Genomic DNA, 22953 nt, shown 5'->3' with positions numbered 1-22953 from the left:
CAGGTGCGGCGGCCCCTCCCCTTCGCCGGGGCGGGTGGGCAGACTGGCCCCATGACAGCGAGTCCGATGAGCAAGGGGTCCAATCTTCCCGTCGATGCCCGTGCGGTGCGCGTTGAGCTCGCTTGGGAGGCCGGGACCGGTGTGCCCGACATCGATGCCTCGGCGCTGCTCCTCACGGAGGCCGGGCGGGTGCGGGACGACGGGGATTTCGTCTTCTACAACCAGCCTCGTCACACGTCCGGCGCGGTGAGGCATCTCGGGAAACAGCGCGGCGCGCGGGAGACGACCGACACCGTGGAGGTGGACCTGGGTGCCGTGGAGGGGGTGGTCGAGCGGATCGTGCTGTGCGCGTCGGCGGACGGCGGGACGTTCGGGCAGGTGCCGGGACTGGTACTCAGGCTGCTCGACGCCGGGGCGGGGACCGAGCTGGCCCGGTTCGACATGGCGGCGGGGACGGAGACCGCGTTCATCGGCGGCGAGCTGTACCGGCGGCAGGGGAAGTGGAAGTTCCGGGCGGTGGGGCAGGGGTACGCCTCCGGTCTCGCGGGTCTGGCCACGGACTTCGGCATCACCGTGGACGACGCGCCTCCGGCCTTGTCCGCTTCCCCGGCGACCGTCGTTCCTCCGGTCTCGCCCGCTTCCCCCGGGGGCACCGCGGCCCCGGTTCCGCCGCCCCCGTCCGTTCCCCCCGCCGTGCCGGTCACGCCCGCCCAGCAGCCCTCCGTGCCTCACCCCCACCCCGGTGCCCCGCGGCTCACCAAGGGTGAGGAGAGGCTGCCCGTCGACATGCGCAAGCGGCTGTCGCTGCGCAAGGAGCAGGTGGCGGTCAGTCTGCGCAAGCACGGGGCCGCCGAGGTCACCGCGCGCGTCGTCCTCGTACTCGACGCCTCGGGGTCCATGTCCTTCCTGTACTCCAAGGGGGTGGTGGCCGACGTCGTCGAGCGGATGGCGGCGGTCGCCGCGCAACTGGACGACGACGGCGAGATGCAGGCCTGGACGTTCGCCTCGAACCCGGCCCGGCTGCCGGATCTGCGACTGGGGGAGCTTCCCGAGTGGCTGCGGCTGCATGTGCGGGTGGGTGAGGTGGGCCTGTTCCGGCGCGGGCGGAAGAAGGGACTGGAACCCAGCCAGGTCGACATGCGGGACGTGGGCATCCAGAACGAGGAGCAGAAGGTCATCGCCGAGGTGCGGGCGTTCGTCCGGGGGAACCCCGCGTCCGCTCCGACGCTCGTCCTGTTCTTCTCCGACGGCGGCGTCTACCGCAACAAGGAGATCGAGAGCGAGCTCCGTGAGGCGGTGGAGGAACCGGTCTTCTGGCAGTTCGTGGGGCTGGGCAAGTCCCATTACGGCGTGCTGGAGCGGTTCGACACGCTGCCGGGACGCCGCGTCGACAACGTCGGGTTCTTCGCCGTCGACGACATCAGCAACGTGCCGGACGCGGAGCTGTACGACCGTCTGCTCTCCGAGTTCCCGCAGTGGATCACGGCCGCGGGACGGGCGGGCATCCTCTGAGACCCGGCCCGATCGTCCGGCCCGTCGGCGGACCCGTCCGTCCGCCCCGTCCACCCGGCTCGCGCCTCCGGTACGGAGGGCGCAAGCCGACGGACGGGCCGCCCGGCTACTCCGGCTGGTGCTCCGGTCCCCCGAAGTCCGGGCTCGAGTAGTCCGGACTGGAGTAGCTCGGCCGTGTGCCACGGGCCGCCCCCTCCTCCGGGCTGGAGAAGCCCGGCCGGTCGTACCCCAGGTGCGGGATACGGCCGGCGGGCGGGGGCGGTGCCGTGTGCTGCAGCGCGGTGACCGTCGCCGGGTCGGCGAGCGCGTCCCGCAGGAACGGTAGGATCCCCCGCTCCAGCAGGGCCTCGCGCCAGGCGTCCCTGGCCAGGGCAACCTCCCCGTCGAGTTCACCGTACGATCCGCCGAGCGCCGAGGGCTTGTTGCGCAGCGCGGTGAGCAGCAGGCCCACGGCGGCGACGAGGATGGCGACCGCCGTCACCGCGCCGAACACCCACCCCGTGGTGAGCATGGTCCGGGCGAACGCGGCGTCGGGGTCGAGCATCCGCAGGACGTAGCCGACGAGCAGGAAGATCGCGGCCGCGGTTCCGGCCAGGACGGGTGCCAGGACGGCGACGACGGCGACGGCGCCGGCCCCGGTGGCCTCGGCGACCTCTCCCATGGTGGCGGCGAGCCCCATCGCGTGCGTGTCCGGCTCGGTGGAACCGGACTCGCGGACGGACGGGGCGGACGACTCCGGTGGCCGGCGCCGTTCCTCGCGGACCTTCACATAGTGCTGGTACTCGGTCGCCGCGGCCGTCGTGATGATCGCGGTGGCGTTGAGTGCCATCGTGCGTAGTTGTTCCGAGTTGAGCCGCTGTCCGACCGCGGCCAGTTCCGGGTGGTGTGGTGCGGAGCGCAGCGCCTCATCGAGAATCCGCTGGTATTCCTGGCGGTCCTCGCTCAGCAGGTGCTGCGGAACGCTGTTCATGTGCATCCCCCGATGCTCCGTAGGGCTTGGGGCTCGGCATGCTGACGAGCCGTCGGGCAGAAACGGAGGGGAGCCTGCTACGGATAAGCCGATGGTAGAGCGGTGACGGCGCGCGGTGACAGGGGGTTTACCGAAATTGGCACGTGCACGGGGCGGTTGCGGGCCGCACGGTCACGGCCCGCTGAACCGTCAGACGCCCAGCGGCAGTTGCTGGACCAGCAGTTTTCCGGCCATGGTGACTCCGCCGTCCATCGCGATGGCGAGTCCGTCGGCGTAGACATGAGGTCCGGTGACCACGGGGCCGCTGTCGTCCTCGCCGTCCTCGGAACCGACCTGGCCCGTCAGATAGGGGATCGGGCTGTGACCGTGAACGACCCGGGTGCCGCCGTACGTATCCAGCAGGGAGCGCACCGCGTCGGCGCCACCCTCGTCGCGGAAGGAGAACCGCTTGGTGAACTTGCGGAACAGGTCCCAGACCTCGTCGGCGTCGTTGCGGGTGAGCGTCTCGCGGACGGTGTCGTTGACCTCTTCGATGGAGCGGCCGTAGTCGAGGTAGGCGGTGGTGTCGGAGTGCAGCAGCAGATGGCCGTCGACCGCCTCGACGGCGTCGAGGCGGGACATCCACTGCAGGTGGTGGTCCTGGAGGCGGTCCATGTCGGTCTTCTGCCCGCCGTTGAGCAGCCAGGCCGCCTGGAAGGTGGCGGTGCCCGCGCCGGAGTTGACGGGGGTGTCGCCGAACCGCTTGGCGCCGATCAGCAGCAGCTCGTGGTTGCCCATGAGGGCCTTGCAGTAGCCGCCGGCGGCGGCGGCCTCGGCGGACAGCCGCATCACGAGGTCGATGACGCCGATGCCGTCCGGGCCGCGGTCGGTGAAGTCGCCGAGGAACCACAGCCGCGCCGTGCCGGCGCACCACTGGCCCGACGCGTCGAGCAGTCCCTGATCCTGGAGGGCGGCCACCAGCTCGTCGAGGTAGCCGTGGACGTCACCGACCACGTACAGCGGCCCCTGGCCGGTGGCGGGCTGCGGGGCGGGGACGGACGCGGGGTCGACGGTCACCTGAACAGTGTCACCCCGATTGATGACGGGGAGGTCCCGCTGGGTGGGTGTGTATCCCTCCGGGTAGGTCTCCTCGGAGGGCGGGACGACGTCACCGGGGTGCGTGCTCTGGGCGTACGGACCGGTCTCGTGGACGTACGCGGGTACCCGGAAGTCGCGCAGCGTCGCCGTCCGCTCCACCTCGGGTCCCTGACCGGCCCCCTGAGTCATCGACCCCTCCACCATCGCGCCGCTTCTGCACCGCGTCGGACTGCCTGGTCGCAGCGGCCCGCGGTGTCGTGGGCCCATCATAGGAACGCGGATCGTGCCGTGTGACGACCCAGGGGTGGTGAATCAGAGCAGGACTCCGGTTCATCGCGGCTTTCGCCCCGTTTGAGTAGGTCTTCGTCCGCCCTGAACCCGCCCCGGCCACGCTCCTTCCGCCAGTGATGTCTCGGAGGCCCGCCTGTTTCGCCCGGAGAGGCGACCGGAGAACCCTTTCTTTCCACTCCTCCAGGGGTGCCGCGGAGCTTCCGCTTCCCCCCTCCGGAAGCGGAAGCTCCGCGCTCCGAACGCGATACGCCCCACCGGGACCCCCGCGCCCCGGCCGCCGGGGCTCCCGCAGGCACCGGTCCACGGGAGTGGGGTGCGGCGGAGACCGCCGCTCACCCGGTCCCCACCAGGTTCACCGCGGCAGCGCGGTACGGGCCCGACCGCGGCGGGCTCGCCGCACCGCCACACCCCCGACCCCACGCGGGCCCCCCGCCTCACGACCCCTTCGGCGACCTCGGCGGGCTGACCGTCGTACGGGGCGGACGCCGCTGCGAGGAGGTCCGCACGATCAGCTCGGTCGGTATGACCTGTTCCACCGGCTGATCCGAGTCGACCCCCTCAATGGCGTCGATGAGCAGCTGGATCACCGCCGTGCCGATGCGGCGCGGTTTGAGGGAGAGCGTGGTGACGGGCGGTTCGGTGTTGGCGTAGACCGTGGACTCGCTGCAGCAGACGAGCAGCAGGTCGTCCGGTACGCGCAGGCCGTAGCGGCGGGCGGCGGCGAGCAGATCGGTGCCGTTCGGATCGAACAGGCCGTAGACGGCGTCGGGCCGGTCGGGGCGGGCGAGCAGCCGGTCGGCGGCGACGGCGCCCGCGCACGGATCGTGTGCCGGGTAGGCCTCGTAGACCGGGTCCTGGCCCACACGCTCGCACCAGCGCAGATACGCGGTGGTCGACAGGTGGGTGTACGTGTCGGTGGTGGTGCCGGTGAGCAGGCCGATGCGGCGGGCGCCGGCGTCGGCGAGGTGGTCGAGGATGCCCGTCACGGCGGCCTCGTGGTCGTTGTCGACCCAGGCCGTGACCGGCAGCGAGCCGGCCGGGCGGCCGTCGGAGACGACCGGTAAGCCCTGGCGGACCAGCTCGCTGACCACCGGGTCCTGGTCGGAGGGGTCGATGACGACCGTGCCGTCCAGGGCGACGTTGGACCACACGTCGTGGCGGGAGGTCGCAGGCAGGATGACGAGGGCGTAGCCGCGGGCGAGCGCGGCGGAGGTGGCGGCACGCGCCATCTCGGCGAAGTACGCGAACTCGGTGAAGGTGAAAGGTTCATCCCCGTACGTCGTCACGGTCAGGCCGATGAGTCCGGACTTCCCGGTGCGGAGCGTACGGGCGGCGGCCGAGGGGCGGTACCCCAGTCTGTCGGCCACCTCGCGGACGTGGCGCCGGGTGGCGTCCGGGAGCCTGCCCTTGCCGTTGAGGGCGTCGGAGACGGTCGTGATGGAGACTCCGGCGGCGGCGGCCACGTCCCTGATGCCCGCTCGTTCCGGCCGGCTGCTTCGGCGTGAGGTATCCGCGCGGCTCACCTGGTGCTTCCCTGCTGCTGTCATGGCGAGCCGATAGTAGGGCTCATGCGGTGGGGTAGGGCGGACGCATATGCACGCGTTGACAGGCACGTTTCTGCATGATCAATTAGAGTCAATTGCCTTGGAAATAAAGGGTGTTGAACGTTCCCATGCCAGGAGCTGGCGTGTCGGCGCATGCGAGCCTGCCGTGGGTGTGATGTTGCGAAGAGGTCTCAACTCACCTGCACGGGGGACGCGCGCCACGGCGTAAGCCACCGGCGCGTAGATATATGTACAGCGCGCCCCTGGCCCGCACGCCATTCGTACACCTTCGGGTTGCGTTGCCCTTGTTGCCGCTGTGACGTACGAGGCAGGCGTGAGCATCCGACGCTCCTCTACGCAGCGGCGTCGAATCCTCTTAAGGTGAGCAGTATTGGATGTCGGCGGCGGACACGGGTGCCGCCGGTCTTCGCGAGGAGGACTGCGGTGAGCGAGACGAGCCCCAAGCTGCGCGCCGAGCTGGAGGGGATCCCCACGTACAAGCCGGGCAAGCCGGCGGCGGCCGACGGACCGGTGGCGTACAAGCTGTCCTCCAACGAGAACCCCTATCCGCCGCTGCCGGGCGTGATGGAGACCGTGACGGCCGCGGCGTCCTCCTTCAACCGGTACCCGGACATGGCCTGTACGGCGCTGATGGCCGAGCTGTCCGAGCGCTTCGGCGTCCCGGTGTCCCATGTGGCCACCGGTACCGGATCGGTCGGTGTCGCCCAGCAGCTGGTGCAGGCCACGGCGGGCCCGGGCGACGAGGTGATCTACGCCTGGCGGTCCTTCGAGGCGTACCCGATCATCACGCAGATCAGCGGCGCCGCCTCGGTCAAGGTGCCGCTGACCCCGGGCGATGCGCACGACCTGGACGCGATGGCCGGGGCGATCACCGACCGGACCCGGCTCGTCTTCGTCTGCAACCCCAACAACCCGACCGGCACGGTGGTGCGGCGGGCCGAGCTGGAGCGCTTCCTCGACCGGGTGCCGGGCGATGTCCTGGTGGTGCTCGACGAGGCCTACCGCGAGTTCATCCGGGACACCGAGGTGCCGGACGGCGTCGAGATCTACCGGGAGCGGCCCAACGTCTGCGTCCTGCGGACCTTCTCCAAGGCGTACGGCCTGGCGGGGCTGCGCGTCGGCTTCGCCATCGCCCACGAGCCGGTGGCGGCGGCGCTGCGCAAGACGGCGGTGCCGTTCGGGGTGAGCCAGATCGCGCAGGACGCGGCGATCGCCTCGCTGCGCGCCGAGGACGAGCTGATCGGCCGGGTCGGCTCGCTGGTCTGCGAGCGCAACCGCGTGATGGGCGCGCTGCGGGACCAGGGCTGGACGGTGCCCGAGACCCAGGCCAACTTCGTCTGGCTGCGGCTGGGGGAGCGCACGGCGGCGTTCGCGCAGGCGTGCGAGCAGGCGGGTGTGGTCGTCCGGCCGTTCCCCGGGGAGGGTGTGCGGGTCACGGTCGGCGAGACCGAGGCGAACGACATCTTCCTGAAGGCGGCGGAAGGCTTCCGCAGGCAGCTCTGACCAGCGCGTACGTCCAGGCGGCCGGCGGCTTGTCCGCCGGCCGCCTTCGTGTGTGCCGGAAGTGCGCACAGTGGGGTTGACGTCACAGGGGACCCCCCTTCCCGGTCAGAAAAGCAGTAGGTCATAATTGCTTGTGAATGTGAACGCTTTCACAAGCGCATCCCGTTTTCCTCCGAGATGTCGGGGACGAACGGGATCAAGCAGGCCGCCGCGACCACGGCGAAGTAAGGAGCGACGACGTGGATCTGGCTCTGGCGCCGGAGACCCTGGCGCGATGGCAGTTCGGTATCACCACCGTCTACCACTTCCTCTTCGTTCCCCTGACGATCTCTCTCGCCGCCCTCACCGCGGGGCTGCAGACCGCCTGGGTGCGCACGGAGAAGGAGAAGTACCTCAAGGCGACGAAGTTCTGGGGCAAGCTCTTCCTGATCAACATCGCGATGGGCGTGGTCACCGGCATCGTGCAGGAGTTCCAGTTCGGCATGAACTGGTCCGACTACTCGCGGTTCGTCGGTGACGTCTTCGGTGCCCCGCTCGCCTTCGAGGCCCTGATCGCCTTCTTCTTCGAGTCCACCTTCATCGGCCTGTGGATCTTCGGCTGGGACAAGCTGCCCAAGAGGATCCACCTGGCCTGCATCTGGATGGTCTCGATCGGCACCCTGCTGTCGGCGTACTTCATCCTCGCCGCCAACTCCTGGATGCAGCACCCGGTCGGCTACCGGATCAACGAGGAGAAGGGCCGCGCCGAGCTCACCGACTTCTGGCTGGTGCTCACCCAGAACACCACCCTCAACCAGGTCTTCCACAGCTTCTCGGCGGCCTTCCTCACGGGCGGCGCCTTCATGGTCGGCATCGCCGCCTTCCACCTGATGCGCAGGAAGCACATCCCGGTGATGCGGACCTCGCTCCGGCTCGGCCTGGTCACCCTGGCCGTCGGCGGACTGTTCACCGCGGTCAGCGGCGACACCCTCGGCAAGGTCATGTACGAGCAGCAGCCGATGAAGATGGCAGCCGCCGAGGCTCTGTGGGACGGCGAGGAACCGGCGCCGTTCTCCGTGTTCGCCTACGGCGACGTCGACAAGGGCCACAACAAGGTCGCCCTGGAGATCCCCGGCCTGCTGTCCTTCCTGGCCCACAGCGACTTCGAGTCGTACGTGCCCGGCATCAACGACACCAACGAGGCCCTCCGGGAGGAGTTCGGCCCCGGCGACTACAAGCCCATCGTTCCGGTCGCCTACTGGGGCTTCCGCTGGATGATCGGCTTCGGCATGGCCTCCTTCACGCTCGGCCTCCTCGGGCTGTGGCTCACCCGCAAGAAGTTCCTGCTGCCGGCCGCCCACCGCACCGGTGAGGACGAGGTCCCGCGCCTGGTGCTGCTGAAGCAGCCCCTCGGCTCCCGGCTCACCCGGCTCTACTGGCTCCTCGCGCTGTGGACCATGGCGTTCCCGCTGATCGCCAACGCCTGGGGCTGGATCTTCACCGAGATGGGCCGGCAGCCCTGGGTGGTCTACGGCGTGATGCAGACCCGGGACGCGGTCTCCCCCGGCGTCTCCACCGCCGAGGTCCTCACCTCGATGTCCGTCTTCACCCTGCTCTACGCCGTCCTGGCCGTCATCGAGGTCAAGCTGCTCGTCAAGTACGTCAAGGCGGGCCCGCCCGAGCTCAGTGACTCCGACCTCAACCCGCCCACGAAGCTCGGCGGCGACGTCCGTGACGCCGACAAGCCGATGGCCTTCTCGTACTAGGCCGAGGGAGCTGCACCGTCATGGAACTGCACGACGTCTGGTTCGTCCTGATCGCCGTCCTGTGGACCGGCTACTTCTTCCTCGAGGGCTTCGACTTCGGGGTCGGCGTCCTCACCAAGCTGCTCGCCCGGGACCGCGCCGAGAAGCGGGTGCTGATCAACACCATCGGCCCCGTCTGGGACGGCAACGAGGTGTGGCTGCTCACGGCCGGCGGCGCGACCTTCGCCGCCTTCCCCGAGTGGTACGCCACGCTCTTCTCCGGCTTCTACCTGCCGCTGCTGCTCATCCTGGTCTGCCTGATCGTCCGCGGTGTCGCCTTCGAGTACCGGGCGAAGCGGCCGGAGGAGAACTGGCAGCGCAACTGGGAGACGGCGATCTTCTGGACCTCGCTGCTCCCGGCCTTCCTGTGGGGCGTGGCCTTCGGGAACATCGTGCACGGCGTGAAGATCGACGCCGAGTTCGAGTACGTGGGGAACGTCGGGGACCTGCTCAACCCGTACGCGCTGCTGGGCGGCCTGGTCACCCTGACACTGTTCACCTTCCACGGCACGGTGTTCACGGCGCTGAAGACGGTCGGTGAGATCCGGGAGCGGGCGCGGAGGCTGGCCCTGCGCATCGGCCTCGTCACTGCCGCACTGGCGTCGGCCTTCCTGCTGTGGACCCAGGCCGACCGCGGCGACGGCACCAGCCTGGTCGCGCTGGTCGTGGCGGTCGCCGCGCTGGTCGCCGCCCTGCTGGCGAACCAGGCGGGCCGTGAAGGATGGTCGTTCACCCTGTCCGGTCTCACCATCGTGGCCGCCGTGGCGATGCTCTTCCTGACGCTCTTCCCGAACGTCATGCCGTCCACGCTGGACGCCGACTGGAGCCTGACCGTCACCAACGCCTCCTCCAGCCCCTACACCCTGAAGATCATGACCTGGCTCGCGGTGATCGCCACACCGGTGGTGCTGCTCTACCAGGGCTGGACGTACTGGGTGTTCCGCAAGCGGATCGGCACCCAGCACATCGCCGACTCCGTGCACTGAGGGTGTGTTTCACGTGAAACCGATCGACCCGCGCCTGCTCCGGTACGCCCGCGCCACCCGGGGCTTCCTGGTGGCGGTCGTCGGCCTGGGCGCCATGGGCGCGGTGCTGGTCATCGCCCAGGCCATGCTCATAGCCGAGATCGTGGTGGGCGCGTTCCAGGACGGACGGTCCGCCGCCGGACTCGGCACTCCCCTGCTGCTCCTCGTCGTCGTCGCACTCGGCCGCGGTCTGGTCGGCTGGCTGACCGAGCTGGCCGCGCACCGGGCGAGCGCCGCGGTCAAGTCGGAGCTGCGGGGGCGGCTGCTGGAGCGGGCGACGGCGCTGGGGCCGGGGTGGCTGGACGGTCAGCGCACCGGATCGCTGGTCGCGCTGGCCACCCGGGGGGTCGACGCCCTCGACGGCTACTTCTCGCGCTACCTTCCCCAGCTGGGACTCGCGGTGGTCGTCCCGGTGGCGGTGCTGGCGCGGATCGTCACCGAGGAGTGGGTCTCGGCGGCGATCATCGTGGGCACCCTGCCGCTCATCCCGGTCTTCATGATGCTGATCGGCTGGGCCACCCAGTCCCGGATGGACCGCCAGTGGCTGGTGCTGTCCCGGCTGTCCGGCCACTTCCTGGACGTCGTCGCCGGACTGCCGACGCTGAAGGTCTTCGGACGGGCCAAGGCGCAGGCGGAGTCGATCCGCCGGATCACCGACGAGTACCGGCGGGCGACCATGCGGACGCTGCGGATCGCCTTCATCTCCTCCTTCGCGCTGGAACTGCTCGCCACACTGTCGGTGGCGCTGGTCGCGGTGACGATCGGCATGCGGCTCGTCCACGGCGAACTGGACCTCTACACCGGACTGATCGTCCTGATCCTGGCGCCCGAGGCATATCTGCCGCTGCGGCAGGTCGGCGCCCAGTACCACGCGGCGGCGGAGGGCCTCGGGGCGGCGGAGGACATCTTCTCGGTACTGGAGACGCCTGTGCCCGCACCGGGGACGGCGGCGGTGCCGACGGGCGCCCTCGCCTTCGAGGACGTGACGGTCCGCTATCCGGACCGGTCCACGGACGCGGTGACGGACGTGTCCTTCACCGTCGCTCCCGGGGAGACGGTCGCGCTCGTCGGGCCGAGCGGTGCGGGCAAGTCGACCCTGCTGAACGTGCTGCTCGGGTTCGTCCGCCCCACCGGGGGCCGGGTGCGGATCGGGGGAGCCGACCTCACCGGACTCGACCTCGCCGAGTGGCACGCCCGCGTCGCCTGGGTGCCGCAACGGCCGCACCTGTACGCCGGGACGATCGCCGAGAACGTACGGCTGGCCCGCCCCGACGCGGACGACGACGCCGTGCGGCGCGCCCTGCGGGACGCCGGGGCGCTGGAGTTCGTGGACGCGCTGCCCGACGGCGCCGAAACCGTGCTCGGCGAGGACGGAACGGGACTGTCGGCCGGGCAGCGGCAGCGGCTGGCGCTGGCCCGGGCGTTCCTCGCGGACCGGCCCGTCCTGCTCCTCGACGAGCCGACGGCGGCACTGGACGGCGCCACTGAGGCCGATGTCGTGGCGGCGGTACGGCGACTGGCCATCGGACGGACGGTGCTGCTCGTGGTGCACCGGCCGGCGCTGCTGGCCGTCGCGGACCGGGTGGTGCGGCTCGCCGAACCGGCTCCCGCGGGCGTCCACGGGGAGCCCGTACACCGGGCGGCCGGCCCCGTGCCGGCCGCGGAAGCCGTTTCCGCACCGGCCGGCGTGCCCGTCGAGCCCGAGGCGGCCACGGTCCCGGGCGGTGTCCTCGCCCGCGTCCGTGCCCTGTCCGGCGCCCGGCGGGGGAGGATCACCCTCGCGCTGCTGCTCGGCACCCTCGCCCTGGGCAGCGCCGTCGGGCTCATGGCGACCTCCGGGTGGCTCATCTCCCGGGCCTCCCAGCAACCGCCCGTGCTGTATCTGATGATGGCCGTGACGGCGACCCGCGCCTTCGGCATCGGCCGGGCCGTGTTCCGCTACGCCGAGCGGCTCGTGTCGCACGACGCCGTGCTGCGCATGCTGGCCGACACCCGCGTCGCGGTGTACCGGCGCCTCGAGCGGCTGGCTCCCGCCGGACTGCGTGGCGCCCGCCGGGGCGACCTGCTCTCCCGGCTGGTCTCCGACGTGGACGCGCTCCAGGACTACTGGCTGCGCTGGCTGCTGCCGGCCGGTGCGGCCGTCGCCGTCTCCGCCCTGTCCGTCGGCTTCACCGCCTGGCTGCTGCCCGGGGCCGGGGCCGTGCTCGCGGCCGGGCTCCTCACGGCGGGCGTCGGTGTGCCCCTGCTGACCGGTACCGTGGCCCGGCGCGCGGAGCGCAGGCTGGCGCCGGCGCGGGGCGTCCTCGCGACCCGCGTGACCGATCTGCTCACCGGTACCGCGGAGCTGACCGTCGCCGGTGCCCTGCCCGCGCGGGCCGTCGAGGCCCGCCGGGCCGACGGCACGCTCACCCGGATCGCCTCGCGCACCGCCACCGCCACCGCGCTCGGCGACGGGCTCACCGCGCTGATCTCCGGACTGACCGTCGCGGGCGCCGCCCTCGTCGGCGTCCAGGCCGTGGCCGTCGGCCGGCTGGACGGTGTGGCCCTCGCCGTCGTCGTCCTCACCCCGATGGCCGCGTTCGAGGCCGTCCTCGGGATGCCGCTCGCCGTGCAGTACCGGCAGCGGGTGCGCCGCAGCGCCGAGCGGGTGTACGAGGTCCTGGACGCCCCGGTCCCCGTGCGGGAGCCCCAGGCGCCCCGGCAGGCGCCCGCCTCGCCGTTCCCGCTCGTGGTCAAGGGGCTGGCCGCCCGGCACCCCGGACAGGACCGGGACGCGCTCGCCGGGGTGGACCTGACGCTGGAACGGGGCCGCCGGATCGCGGTGGTCGGCCCGTCCGGCTCCGGGAAGACGACCCTCGCGCGGGCGCTGCTGCGGTTCCTGGACCCGGACGCGGGCGCCTACACCCTGGCCGGGGTGGACGCGTACGCCCTGGACGGCGACGACGTGCGGCGGCTGGTCGGACTGTGCGCGCAGGACGCGCACCTCTTCAACAGCTCGGTACGGGAGAACCTGCTGCTCGCCAGGAAGGACGCGACCGAGGACGAGCTGCGCGACGCTCTTCGCCGGGCCCGGTTGTTGGAGTGGGCCGACGGCCTGCCCGAGGGAATCGACACGCTCGTCGGCGAGCACGGGGCGCGGCTGTCCGGCGGGCAGCGGCAGCGGCTGGCGCTCGCTCGGGCGCTGCTCGCGGACTTCCCCGTGCTGGTGCTGGACGAACCCGCCGAACACCTCGACCTGCCGACCGCCGACGCGCTCACCGCCGACCTGCTGGCCGCCACCGAGGGCCGTACGACGCTGCTCATCACCCACCGGCTGGCCGGTCTGGAGGCGGTGGACGAGGTTCTCGTGCTGGACGAGGGGCGGGTGGTGCAGCGCGGTCCGTATGCCGAACTGGTGGCCGCGGCCGGTCCGTTGCGGGCGATGGCGCGCAGGGAGGAGCAGGCGGGACTCCTGGTGGCGGCACGCTAGCCCGGTGAACACCTTCCGCGTGACGGGACGTCAAGCGCGGAGGGAAGGGCGGCTGTTCGGCGGTATCGCTGGTCCGTACGGGGTCAGTGGTCCCCCATGTGTACGACATGAACAGGACCGTGCGCCGGGGTGGGGGCCAGGATCGCAGTCATGCGCTTCACCCGCCGTCATCCGCTGCTCACCGCCGTGCTGCTGTGCGCGCTCGCCGTGCTCGCCGCCCGGCCCGCCGACGGCGACCACGCCCCCGGACACGGTTCGGCGTCCGGCGTCAGCGCGGAGGTGGCGCGGCTGTACGAGGAAGCGGCGGCGGCGACGGATCGGTACGAGGCCGGCCTGCGCGAGGCCGAGAAGCAGCGGGCCGAGGCGCGGCTGCTGGAGGAACGGCTCGACCGGGAGCGGCGGGAGATGGCGGTGCTGCACGAGGACCTGGGCCGGATCGCGAGCTCCCAGTACCGGGACGGCGGCGGGCTGCCGCTCACCGCGCACATGCTGCTCGCCGACGATCCCGAGGAGCTGATGCGCGGCCAGCGGGTGGTGCGGCAGGCGGAGGTGTCGCTCGACAAGGCGATCGGCAGGAGCGAACGGGCCGAGGCCCGGCTCGCCCGCGACGAGGCGAAGGCCGCGGCGGCGTGGAAGGAGCTGGAGGAGCGGAACACGGAACTCGCCGCCCTGCGGCAGGGCATCGAGCGGAAGCTCGAAGCGGCGCGGTGGAAGCTCCAGGGCCAGGCGGACGCCTCCGTCGCGGCCGGCGCCTGCCGCGGCGCGGTCCGCCTCGACCAGCCGGAGACGCGGTTCACCACCGGCTGGGTGGCGCCGGTGGAGACGTACGAACTGTCCGCCTCCTACGGCAGTGGCGGCGCCCGGTGGGCGAACCGGCACACCGGGCAGGACTTCGCGGTGCCGATCGGCACGCCGGTGCGGGCCGTGGGCGCGGGGAAGGTGGTGAGGGTGTCCTGCGGGGGCGCCTTCGGCATCGAGATCGTGGTCCGGCACGCGGGCGGCTACTACACGCAGTACGCCCATCTCGCCGCCGTCGCCGTCGACCAGGGGGAGCGGGTCGCGCCCGGACAGTGGATCGGCCAGTCCGGCACCAGTGGCAACTCCACGGGCCCGCACCTGCACTTCGAGGTGCGGGTCACACCGGAGACGGGGTCGGCGGTGGACCCCGTGGCGTGGCTGGAGCGGCACGGGGTGCCGCTCTGAGCTACGGGTGCTCGTCCAGCAGCCGCTCGATCACCACGGCCACCCCGTCGTCGTTGTTGGCGACCGTGCGGCCCGAGGCGGCGGCGATCACGTCCGGGTGGGCGTTGCCCATCGCGTAGGAACGGCCGGCCCAGGTCAGCATCTCGACGTCGTTCGGCATGTCACCGAAGGCGACGACCTCCTCGTGCGAGATGCCGCGCTCGGCACAGCACAGGGCGAGCGTGCTGGCCTTGGACACCTCGGGGCCGCTGATCTCCAGCAGGGCGCTGGGGCTGGAGCGGGTGACGTTGGCGCGGTCGCCGACGGCGAGCCGGGCCAGGGTGAGGAAGGCGTCGGGGTCGAGCTCGGGGTGGTGGGCGAGGATCTTGAGCACCGGCTCGCCGGCGGTGTGGGAGTCCGGGGCCAGCAGCTCCTCGGCGGGAGCGAGCGTGTCCGGGACCTCCATGTGCAGCTTCGGGTACGCTGGCTCCTGGTTGAAGCCGTAGGTCTGCTCCACGGCGTACACCGTGCCCGGCGCCGCCTCGCGCAGCAGCCGTACGGCGTCCAGCGCGTTCTTCCGGGGCAGCTCGCGCACCTTCACGAAGCGGTGCGCGCCGGGGCCGCCGTGCAGGTCGACGACGGCCGCGCCGTTGCCGCAGATGGCGAGGCCGTGGCCGTGGACGTGGTCGCTGACGACGTCCATCCAGCGGGCCGGGCGGCCGGTGACGAAGAAGACCTCGATGCCCGCCTCCTCGGCGGCGGCGAGCGCGGCGACGGTGCGCGGGGACACCGATTTGTCGTCGCGCAGCAGGGTGCCGTCGAGGTCGGTGGCGATGAGCCGTGGTCGGGTGGGGGCTGCCTGGGTCTCGGGCTGTCGGGTCGCTGAGGTCACCCGGCCATTGTCCCGCATATGCCCGCACGACCGTGCGGGACTCCGCACATCTGAGTGGTTACCGCCGTCACCAGCGGTCCTTCCCGCGCCCTGGGACAGCGGGGGTCACCGGAGCTGTGCCGGGGCCTCCATGGCGATCCGTTCGAAGACCTTCTGGTCCGCGGCGAAGTCCGAGCCGGGGATGGGCCAGTGGATCACGATCTCGGTGAAGCCCAGCTCGGCGTGGCGGCCCGCGAAGTCGACGAAGGCGTCCAGGGACTCCAGCGGACGGCCCCGGTCCGGGGTGAATCCGGTGAGCAGGATCTTGTCCAGCCCGGTCACGTCCCGGCCCAGCTCGGCGCAGGCGTCGGCGAGCTTCTCCGCCTGACCGCGAATGGCCTGAACCGACTGTTCGGGCGTGCCGTTCTCGTACAGCCGGGGATCGCCCGTGGTCACCCAGGCCTGCCCGTGGCGTGCCGCGAGCCGCAGTCCGCGCGGTCCGGTGGCCGCCACGGCGAACGGCAGCCGGGGCCGCTGCACACAGCCCGGAATGTTGCGCGCCTCGTGCGCCGCGTAGAAGTCCCCCTCGTACGACACCGAGTCCTCGGTGAGCAGCCGGTCGAGCAGCGGCACGAACTCGGCGAAGCGGTCGGCGCGCTCGCGGGGCGTCCAGGGATCCTGGCCGAGCGCCGTGGCGTCGAAGCCGGTGCCGCCCGCGCCGATCCCGAGCGTGACGCGCCCACCGGAGATGTCGTCGAGGGAGATGAGCTCCTTGGCGAGGGTCACCGGGTGCCGGAAGTTCGGCGAGGTCACCAACGTGCCCAGCCGCATCCGGTCGGTCACGGCCGCGGCGGCGGTCAGGGTGGGAACAGCGCCGAACCAGGGGCCGTCCCGGAAGGTGCGCCAGGACAGGTGGTCGTAGGTGTACCCCGTGTGGAAGCCGAGCTCCTCGGCACACACCCACGCCGAACGGCTGCCCTCGTGCCAGCGGCGGTACGGGAGGATCACGGTGCTCAGGCGCAGAGTCATACCCCGAGCCTATGCGGCGAGCCGTGTTTCACGTGAAACGATCACGCCGCCTGTGGTCCGTCTCAGTGGCTCTCGGGAAACCGCAGGTAGCGGCTCGGTACGATCCGGGTCAGCCACACGCCGTTGGCGCTCACGTGGAAGACATGGCCGTCGTGGTGCATGGCGGCCGCGTCCACGGACAGCACGACCGGGCGGCCCCGGCGGGCGCCGACGCGGGTCGCCGTCTCGCGGTCGGCGGAGAGGTGCACATCGTGCCGGTTCATGGGCCGCAGCCCCTCGGTGCGGATCGCCTCCAGATTCCGGGCGACGGTGCCGTGGTACAGGTACGCCGGTGGGACGGCCGGTGCCAGTCCGAGGTCGACCTCGACGCTGTGGCCCTGGCTGGCGCGGATCCGGGTGCCCTCGACGGCGAAGCGCCGCTTGTCGTTGGTGGCGACGACGTGGTCCAGTTCCTCCCGGGTGAACCGGAAGCCGTGCGCGGACGCGGCGGTGATCAGCGCCTCGATCTCGACCCAGCCGCCCTCGTCGAGGGTCAGCCCGATCCTCTCGGGCTGATGGCGCAGATGCTTGGAGAGGTACTTCGACACCTTCACGGTGCGTCTTTCATCCATCCGTTCAGCTTGCCGGGAGAGACGCGCGTCACGCGATCGATTTAGCTCCGGAGGTTTGATCCACAGCCAAGTGTATTTATCCACAGGGGAATTGATGCTCTCTGTGGACAACCTGCTCCACGTCGACCTGCTCCACGTCGACCTGCCTCCCACCGGCCACCCTCACATCGGCGGCTTCACCCGCGCGATCCTCCGCAGCACCCCCGGCATCCACCGCGACAGCGCGTACGCGGTCCGCGCCTCCGGGGTGACCGGCACCACCGCCTCGTCACGCGCCACCGCCCGCAGGATCGCGGCGGCGACCTTCTCCGGCGGGTAGTTCCGCAGCCCGTACAGGCGGGCCGCCCGCTTCCGCAGCCGCCGCTCCTCCTCGGCGTCCACGCCCGCGAAGCGCGCGGTGGAGGTGATGGAGGTGTTCACGAACCCGGGGCACACCGCCGTCACGCCGATGTCCCGGCCCGCCAGCTCCGCCCGCAGGCACTCGCTCAGCATCAGCACCGCCGCCTTGGACGTGCTGTAGGCGGGCAGCGCCCTGGACGGCTGGAACGCCGCCGCCGAGGCGACGTTGACGATGTGACCGCCCTGTCCGCGCTCGGCCATCCGCCGCCCGAAGAGCCGGCAGCCGTGGAGCACCCCCCACAGATTGACGTCGAGGACCTTCCTCCAGTCCTCCGGGGTGGTGTCGAAGAAGGAGCCGCCCAGCCCGATGCCGGCGTTGTTCACCAGGACGTCCACCACGCCGTACTCCGTGGTGACCCGCTCGGCGAGCTTCTCCATGGCCTGCTCGTCGGACACGTCCACCGTCTCCGCCCAGGCCGCCGCCGCTCCGCGACCGCGGGCCTCCCCGGCGGTACGGGCCGCGGCCTCCGCGTCCCGGTCGACCGCCAGCACGCGCGCGCCCGCCTCCGCGAACGCGAGCGCGGTCGCCCGCCCGATGCCGCTGCCCGCCCCCGTGACCAGGACGAGCTGTCCGCCGAAGCGGTCGGCGTACCGGCCCGGAGCCGTCACCTCCGGCCGGCCGTCCTCCACGGACGCCACGAACTCGCCGATCCACGTCGCCAGCAGGTCGGGGCGAGTGCGCGGAATCCAGTGCCCGGCCGGCAGCGTCCGCCGGGTCAGCCGCGGCACCCACCGCTCCAGGTCCTCGTGGAGCCGCTCCGAGAGGAACGCGTCCCCCAGCGGCGTGATGAGCTGCACGGGCGCGTGCGCGTGGGCGTCGGTGCGCGGGCTGCGCAGCCGGGGCCGCACATTGTCCCGGTAGAGCCAGGCCCCGTGGGCCGCGTCCGACGGCAGGGACGGGGCCGGGTAGCCGCCGCCGGCGGGCACCTTCTCGACGCGCTCCAGGATCCGCGGCCAGCGTCTGCCCAGGGGGCCGCGCCAGGCGAGCTCGGGCAGCACGGGCGTGTGCAGCAGGTATACGTACCAGGACTTGGCTCCCTGGCCCAGCAACTGGCCGACCCGGCGCGGGGTGGGCCGCTTCAGACGGCGGCTGATCCAGTGCCCCAAGTGGTCGAGCGACGGCCCCGACATCGACGTGAAGGAGGCGATCCGCCCCGTGGTGCGCCCGACCGTGACGAACTCCCAGGACTGCACCGAACCCCAGTCGTGTCCCACCAGATGCACCGGCCGGTCCGGACTGACCGCGTCGATGACGGCCAGGAAGTCGTCGGTCAGCTTCTCCAGGGTGAACCCGCCGCGCAGCGGACGCGGCGCCGTGGACCGGCCGTGGCCCCGGACGTCGTACGCCACGACGTGGAAACGCCCGGCGAGCCGGGGCGCGACCTTTGACCACACCTCCTTGCTGTCCGGGTAGCCGTGCACCAGGACGACCGTCGGCCGCCCGCGCTCACCCAGCTCGGCCACGCACAGCTCGACCCCGCCCGTACGCACCCGTCGCTCCCGCGCATTCCTCAGTCCCGTCACACCGGCGAATGTGGCAGTTGCCGCAGGGCCCGTCAACGGCGCCCCGGAGCCTGTGCGTAACTCTCAGGCAGGGCTCCCCCTACGGGCCCGTACGACTCCAGACGGACGCCAAGACGGCTCTCCGGTCTGACGACCGGAGTGGTACGGGTCACTAGTGTCATGGACGTGACTGTGATCGCGACCGAAAGCCTGAGCAAGCGGTTCCCCCGGGTGACCGCTCTTGACCGGCTCTCCGTGGACGTCGGGCCCGGTGTGACCGGACTCGTCGGAGCCAATGGAGCCGGCAAGTCCACTCTGATCAAGATCCTGCTGGGTCTGTCCCCCGCCACCGAGGGCCGCGCCGAAGTGCTCGGACTCGACGTCGCCACCGAGGGCGCCGCCATCCGCGAACGGGTCGGCTACATGCCGGAGCACGACTGCCTGCCGCCGGACGTCTCGGCCACCGAGTTCGTCGTCCACATGGCGCGCATGTCCGGCCTGCCGCCCACCGCCGCGCGGGAGCGCACCGCGGACACCCTGCGCCACGTCGGCCTCTACGAGGAGCGCTACCGCCCCATCGGCGGCTACTCCACCGGCATGAAGCAGCGGGTGAAGCTCGCGCAGGCCCTTGTGCACGACCCCCAGCTGGTCTTCCTGGACGAGCCCACCAACGGCCTCGACCCGGTCGGCCGCGACGAGATGCTCGGTCTGATCCGCCGCATCCACACCGACTTCGGCATCTCGGTCCTGGTCACCTCCCACCTGCTGGGCGAACTGGAGCGCACCTGCGACCACGTCGTGGTCGTCGACGGCGGCAAGCTGCTGCGCTCCAGCTCCACCACGGACTTCACCCAGAACACCACGACCCTCGCGATCGAGGTCACCGACACCGACGAGCACCCGGACGGCACCCGCGCGGTGCGCGACGCGCTCCACGCGCGCGGGGTGACCGTCGAGGACGGCAGCGGACTGCCGGGCGCCGGACACATCCTGCTGCTCACCGCGCAGGGCGAGGACACCTACGACCTGGTCCGGGACGTCATCGCGGACCTCGGCCTCGGCCTGGTGCGCATGGAACAGCGCCGGCATCACATCTCCGAGGTCTTCAAGGACGACGCGGACAGCGGCGCGCAGCGGAAGGAGGCGGTCGGCCATGGCAACTGAGCAGTCCACGCGGACACCGGCCACCGCATCGGGTGACACCCGTATCCACAACATCGGCTACCGCTCCTACGACGGCCCCCGCCTCGGCCGCTCCTACGCCAGGCTCTCGCTGTACTCGCAGTCCCTGCGCGGCGCCTACGGCCTCGGCCGCTCGGCGAAGTCCAAGGTGCTGCCGATGCTGCTGTTCGTGGTGATGTGCGTGCCCGCCGCCATCATGGTGGCCGTCGCCGTCGCCACCAAGGCCAAGGACCTGCCTGTCGACTACACCCGCTACGCGATCATCATGCAGGCCGTCATCAGCCTGTACGTCGCCTCGCAGGCACCCCAGTCCGTCTCGCGCGACCTGCGCTTCAAGACCGTACCGCTGTACTTCTCGCGGCCCATCGAGACCGCCGACTACGTACGCGCCAAGTTCGCCGCGCTGGCGTCGGCCCTGTTCATCCTCACCGCCGCCCCCCTGCTGGTGCTGTACATCGGCGCCCTGCTGGCCAAGCTCGACTTCACCGACCAGACCAAGGGATTCGCACAGGGACTCGTCTCCGTGGCACTGCTCTCGCTGCTCTTCGCCGGCATCGGCCTGGTCATCGCCGCCGTCACCCCGCGCCGCGGCTTCGGCATCGCGGCCGTCATCGCCGTCCTGACCATCTCCTACGGCGCGGTCTCCACCCTCCAGGCGATCGCGGAGACCCAGAGCAGCGGCGACACCGCCATCGCCTGGATCGGCCTGTTCTCACCGATCACCCTCATCGACGGCGTGCAGTCCGCCTTCCTGGGCGCGACCTCCGCCTTCCCCGGCGGGGTGGGTCCGACCAACGCCCAGGGCGTCGTCTACGTCCTGTTCACCCTCGGACTGATCGCCGCGAGCTACGGCCTCCTGATGCGCCGCTACAAGAAGGTGGGCCTGTGACCACGCTCAGCATCGACCACGTCTCCCGCTGGTTCGGCAACGTGGTCGCCGTCAACGACATCACCATGACCATCGGCCCCGGCGTCACCGGCCTGCTCGGCCCCAACGGCGCCGGGAAATCCACCCTCATCAACATGATGGGCGGCTTCCTCGCCCCCTCCACCGGCACCGTCACCCTCGACGGACAGCAGGTGTGGCGCAACGAGGCCATCTACAGGCACATCGGCATCGTCCCCGAACGCGAGGCGATGTACGACTTCCTCACCGGCCGCGAATTCGTCCTCGCCAACGCCGAACTCCACGGCCTGGGCGCCAAGGCCGCCCAGCAGGCGCTCGCCACGGTCGAGATGGAGTACGCGCAGGACCGCAAGATCGCCACCTACTCCAAGGGCATGCGGCAGCGCGTGAAGATGGCGTCCGCGCTGGTCCACCAGCCGTCGCTGCTCCTCCTCGACGAGCCGTTCAACGGCATGGACCCGCGCCAGCGCATGCAGCTCATGGACCTGCTGCGACGGATGGGCGACGAGGGCCGCACCGTGCTGTTCTCCTCCCACATCCTCGAAGAGGTCGAACAGCTCGCCTGGCACATCGAGGTCGTCGTCGCCGGCCGGCACGCGGCCAGCGGTGACTTCCGCCGGATCCGCCGCCTGATGACGGACCGCCCGCACCGCTACCTGGTGCGCTCCAGCGACGACCGCGCCCTCGCGGCCGCGCTGATCGCCGACCCGTCGACGTCCGGCATCGAGGTCGACCACGCCGAGGGCGCGCTGCGCATCCAGGCCGTCGACTTCGGCCGCTTCACCGCCCTGCTGCCGAAGGTCGCGCGCGAGCACGGCATCCGGCTGCTCACGGTCTCGCCCTCCGACGAGTCCCTCGAGTCCGTCTTCTCGTATCTCGTCGCCGCGTAGGAGGCCGAAGATGTACGACCCCACAGTCGCCCGGCTCACCTACCGGGCCCTGCTCGGCCGTCGCCGGGCCCTCATCCTGGGCGCCCTGCCCCTGCTGCTGATCGCGATCTCCCTGGCGGTGCGCGCCCTCGCCGGCGCCGACGACCAGACCGCGGCCGACGTCCTCGGCGGGCTCGCGCTCGCCACCATGGTGCCGATCATCGGCGTCATCGCCGGAACCGGGGCCATCGGTCCCGAGATCGACGACGGCTCGGTGGTGTACCTGCTGTCCAAGCCGATCAAGCGGCCGACCATCATCTACACCAAGCTGATCGTCGCGATCGCCGTCACCATGGTGTTCTCGGCGGTGCCCACCCTGATCGCGGGCTTCATCCTCAACGGCAACGGCCAGCAGGTCGCCGTCGCCTACACCGTGGCCGCGCTGGTCGCCTCCATCGCGTACGCGGCGCTCTTCCTGCTGCTCGGCACGGTCTCACGGCACGCGGTGGTGTTCGGGCTGGTCTACGCGCTGGTCTGGGAGGCGCTGTTCGGCTCCCTGGTACCCGGCGCGCGCACGCTGAGCGTCCAGCAGTGGTCGCTGGCCGTGGCGCAGAAGGTGTCCGGCGGTGACCTGGTCACCTCGGACGTGGGCCTGACGACCGCGACGGTGCTGCTGGCGGCGGTCACCGTGGTGGCCACCTGGTACGCCGGGCAGAAGTTGCGGTCGCTGACGCTCGCCGGCGAGGAGTGAGGCGTTCGCCCGCCGGTTTATTCGGTGGCGTCCGACTCGCCCGGCGGGCAGAGTGGTTGTGTCCGCATCGCCGGGAAAGTCCGGCGTCACCTGCTGGGAGAGGAGTGGGACGGTGTCCATGCACGGCACGTCCCACTTCTGTCAGGGCAGCCCGCGGCGGGCCCCGGAGTCATCCCTACGGCTCCGTTGAGTCCGCCCGTACGGGGAGCTGCCCGGGGCGGCCGCTTCGAGCACGCGCGGTCTGTCGCGTGGGCCGCCCCTCCCTGCTTCGTTGCGGCGGGGCGGGTGGGGTTGCGCAGCCCGGCGCTGCGAGGTGCCGGTGCGCCCACCCGTGCCGCTGGGGCACCTCCCAGGCCCTTTAGAGCTCATCTCATTTGGTGAGTCTGCGGTAGCAGATGAGGGTGCAGGCGATGCTGGTGAAGGCGAGGAAGTGGTCGGCCTTGCGCTCGTAGC

At 71.4% G+C, this 22953-nt stretch carries 17 protein-coding genes; 10 read left to right on the top strand and 7 right to left on the bottom strand.

What is annotated here, in order from left to right:
* Nucleotides 1–51 precede the first annotated feature (51 nt).
* Nucleotides 52–1512, top strand: coding sequence for a VWA domain-containing protein (locus tag ACF1DX_RS12735; RefSeq protein WP_391791214.1), 1461 nt, complete (start codon nt 52–54; stop codon nt 1510–1512).
* Between the two features lie 106 nt (nt 1513–1618).
* On the opposite strand, the gene ACF1DX_RS12730 is transcribed toward ACF1DX_RS12735, so the two are convergent.
* From ACF1DX_RS12730 to ACF1DX_RS12720, 3 genes are all read right to left on the bottom strand, one after another.
* The gene (locus tag ACF1DX_RS12730; RefSeq protein WP_391791213.1) at nt 1619–2488 is read right to left on the bottom strand and encodes a hypothetical protein; all 870 of its coding nucleotides are present in this window, start codon (nt 2486–2488) and stop codon (nt 1619–1621) included.
* 183 nt (nt 2489–2671) lie between these two features.
* A complete protein-coding gene (locus ACF1DX_RS12725) occupies nt 2672–3763 on the bottom strand; it encodes a metallophosphoesterase (protein ID WP_107061964.1) in 1092 nt (363 codons plus the stop codon).
* Nucleotides 3764–4284: 521 nt separating this feature from the next.
* A complete protein-coding gene (locus ACF1DX_RS12720; RefSeq protein ID WP_073933363.1) occupies nt 4285–5397 on the bottom strand; it encodes a LacI family DNA-binding transcriptional regulator in 1113 nt (370 codons plus the stop codon).
* Nucleotides 5398–5838: 441 nt separating this feature from the next.
* Here ACF1DX_RS12720 and hisC point away from each other — a divergent pair, with 441 nt between their 5' ends.
* The 5 genes from hisC to ACF1DX_RS12695 all read left to right on the top strand — a co-directional run bounded on the left by hisC (nt 5839) and on the right by ACF1DX_RS12695 (nt 14399).
* The gene (hisC, locus tag ACF1DX_RS12715; RefSeq protein ID WP_391791212.1) at nt 5839–6918 is read left to right on the top strand and encodes a histidinol-phosphate transaminase; all 1080 of its coding nucleotides are present in this window, start codon (nt 5839–5841) and stop codon (nt 6916–6918) included.
* A gap of 239 nt (nt 6919–7157) precedes the next feature.
* Nucleotides 7158–8663, top strand: coding sequence for a cytochrome ubiquinol oxidase subunit I (locus ACF1DX_RS12710; protein ID WP_391791211.1), 1506 nt, complete (start codon nt 7158–7160; stop codon nt 8661–8663).
* Nucleotides 8664–8683: 20 nt separating this feature from the next.
* On the top strand, nt 8684–9688 hold the full coding sequence (cydB, locus tag ACF1DX_RS12705; RefSeq protein ID WP_391791210.1) for a cytochrome d ubiquinol oxidase subunit II: 1005 nt from the start codon (nt 8684–8686) through the stop codon (nt 9686–9688).
* Nucleotides 9689–9701: 13 nt separating this feature from the next.
* Nucleotides 9702–13196, top strand: a complete 3495-nt coding sequence (gene cydD / locus ACF1DX_RS12700; RefSeq protein WP_391791209.1) for a thiol reductant ABC exporter subunit CydD — start codon at nt 9702–9704, stop codon at nt 13194–13196.
* Nucleotides 13197–13346: 150 nt separating this feature from the next.
* On the top strand, nt 13347–14399 hold the full coding sequence (locus ACF1DX_RS12695) for a M23 family metallopeptidase (RefSeq protein ID WP_391791208.1): 1053 nt from the start codon (nt 13347–13349) through the stop codon (nt 14397–14399).
* Nucleotide 14400: 1 nt separating this feature from the next.
* Here the strand turns inward: ACF1DX_RS12695 and ACF1DX_RS12690 are convergent, their stop codons facing one another.
* From ACF1DX_RS12690 to ACF1DX_RS12675, 4 genes are all read right to left on the bottom strand, one after another.
* Complete coding sequence (locus ACF1DX_RS12690) at nt 14401–15288, bottom strand: HAD family hydrolase (RefSeq protein WP_391791207.1); 888 nt, start codon at nt 15286–15288, stop codon at nt 14401–14403.
* A gap of 87 nt (nt 15289–15375) precedes the next feature.
* Nucleotides 15376–16278 carry an LLM class flavin-dependent oxidoreductase gene (locus ACF1DX_RS12685; protein ID WP_391791206.1) on the bottom strand — a complete coding sequence of 301 codons (903 nt, stop codon included), beginning with the start codon at nt 16276–16278 and terminating at the stop codon, nt 15376–15378.
* 62 nt (nt 16279–16340) lie between these two features.
* Nucleotides 16341–16889, bottom strand: coding sequence for an RNA 2'-phosphotransferase (locus ACF1DX_RS12680; protein ID WP_391791205.1), 549 nt, complete (start codon nt 16887–16889; stop codon nt 16341–16343).
* A gap of 162 nt (nt 16890–17051) precedes the next feature.
* The gene (locus tag ACF1DX_RS12675; protein ID WP_391791204.1) at nt 17052–18812 is read right to left on the bottom strand and encodes an SDR family oxidoreductase; all 1761 of its coding nucleotides are present in this window, start codon (nt 18810–18812) and stop codon (nt 17052–17054) included.
* A gap of 159 nt (nt 18813–18971) precedes the next feature.
* Between ACF1DX_RS12675 and ACF1DX_RS12670 the strand changes: the two genes are divergently transcribed.
* Genes ACF1DX_RS12670 through ACF1DX_RS12655 form a run of 4 tightly spaced genes read left to right on the top strand, consistent with a single transcriptional unit; the run spans nt 18972 to nt 22500 of the window.
* Nucleotides 18972–19955, top strand: coding sequence for an ABC transporter ATP-binding protein (locus ACF1DX_RS12670; RefSeq protein WP_344569856.1), 984 nt, complete (start codon nt 18972–18974; stop codon nt 19953–19955).
* Nucleotides 19945–20862, top strand: a complete 918-nt coding sequence (locus tag ACF1DX_RS12665; protein WP_391791203.1) for an ABC transporter permease subunit — start codon at nt 19945–19947, stop codon at nt 20860–20862. The genes ACF1DX_RS12670 and ACF1DX_RS12665 overlap by 11 nt, the downstream gene beginning before the upstream one ends.
* Entirely contained in the window at nt 20859–21770 is a 912-nt protein-coding gene (locus ACF1DX_RS12660) for an ABC transporter ATP-binding protein (RefSeq protein WP_385047006.1), read from the top strand. The genes ACF1DX_RS12665 and ACF1DX_RS12660 overlap by 4 nt, the downstream gene beginning before the upstream one ends.
* Before the next feature lie 10 nt (nt 21771–21780).
* Nucleotides 21781–22500, top strand: coding sequence for an ABC transporter permease subunit (locus ACF1DX_RS12655; RefSeq protein ID WP_391791202.1), 720 nt, complete (start codon nt 21781–21783; stop codon nt 22498–22500).
* Nucleotides 22501–22953: the final 453 nt, after the last annotated feature.

Source organism: Streptomyces sp. NPDC014676, assembly GCF_043084105.1.
GTDB lineage: Bacteria > Actinomycetota > Actinomycetes > Streptomycetales > Streptomycetaceae > Streptomyces.
Note: the sequence above shows the minus strand (reverse complement) of the source record. Positions and strands in the feature narration are given on the sequence as shown.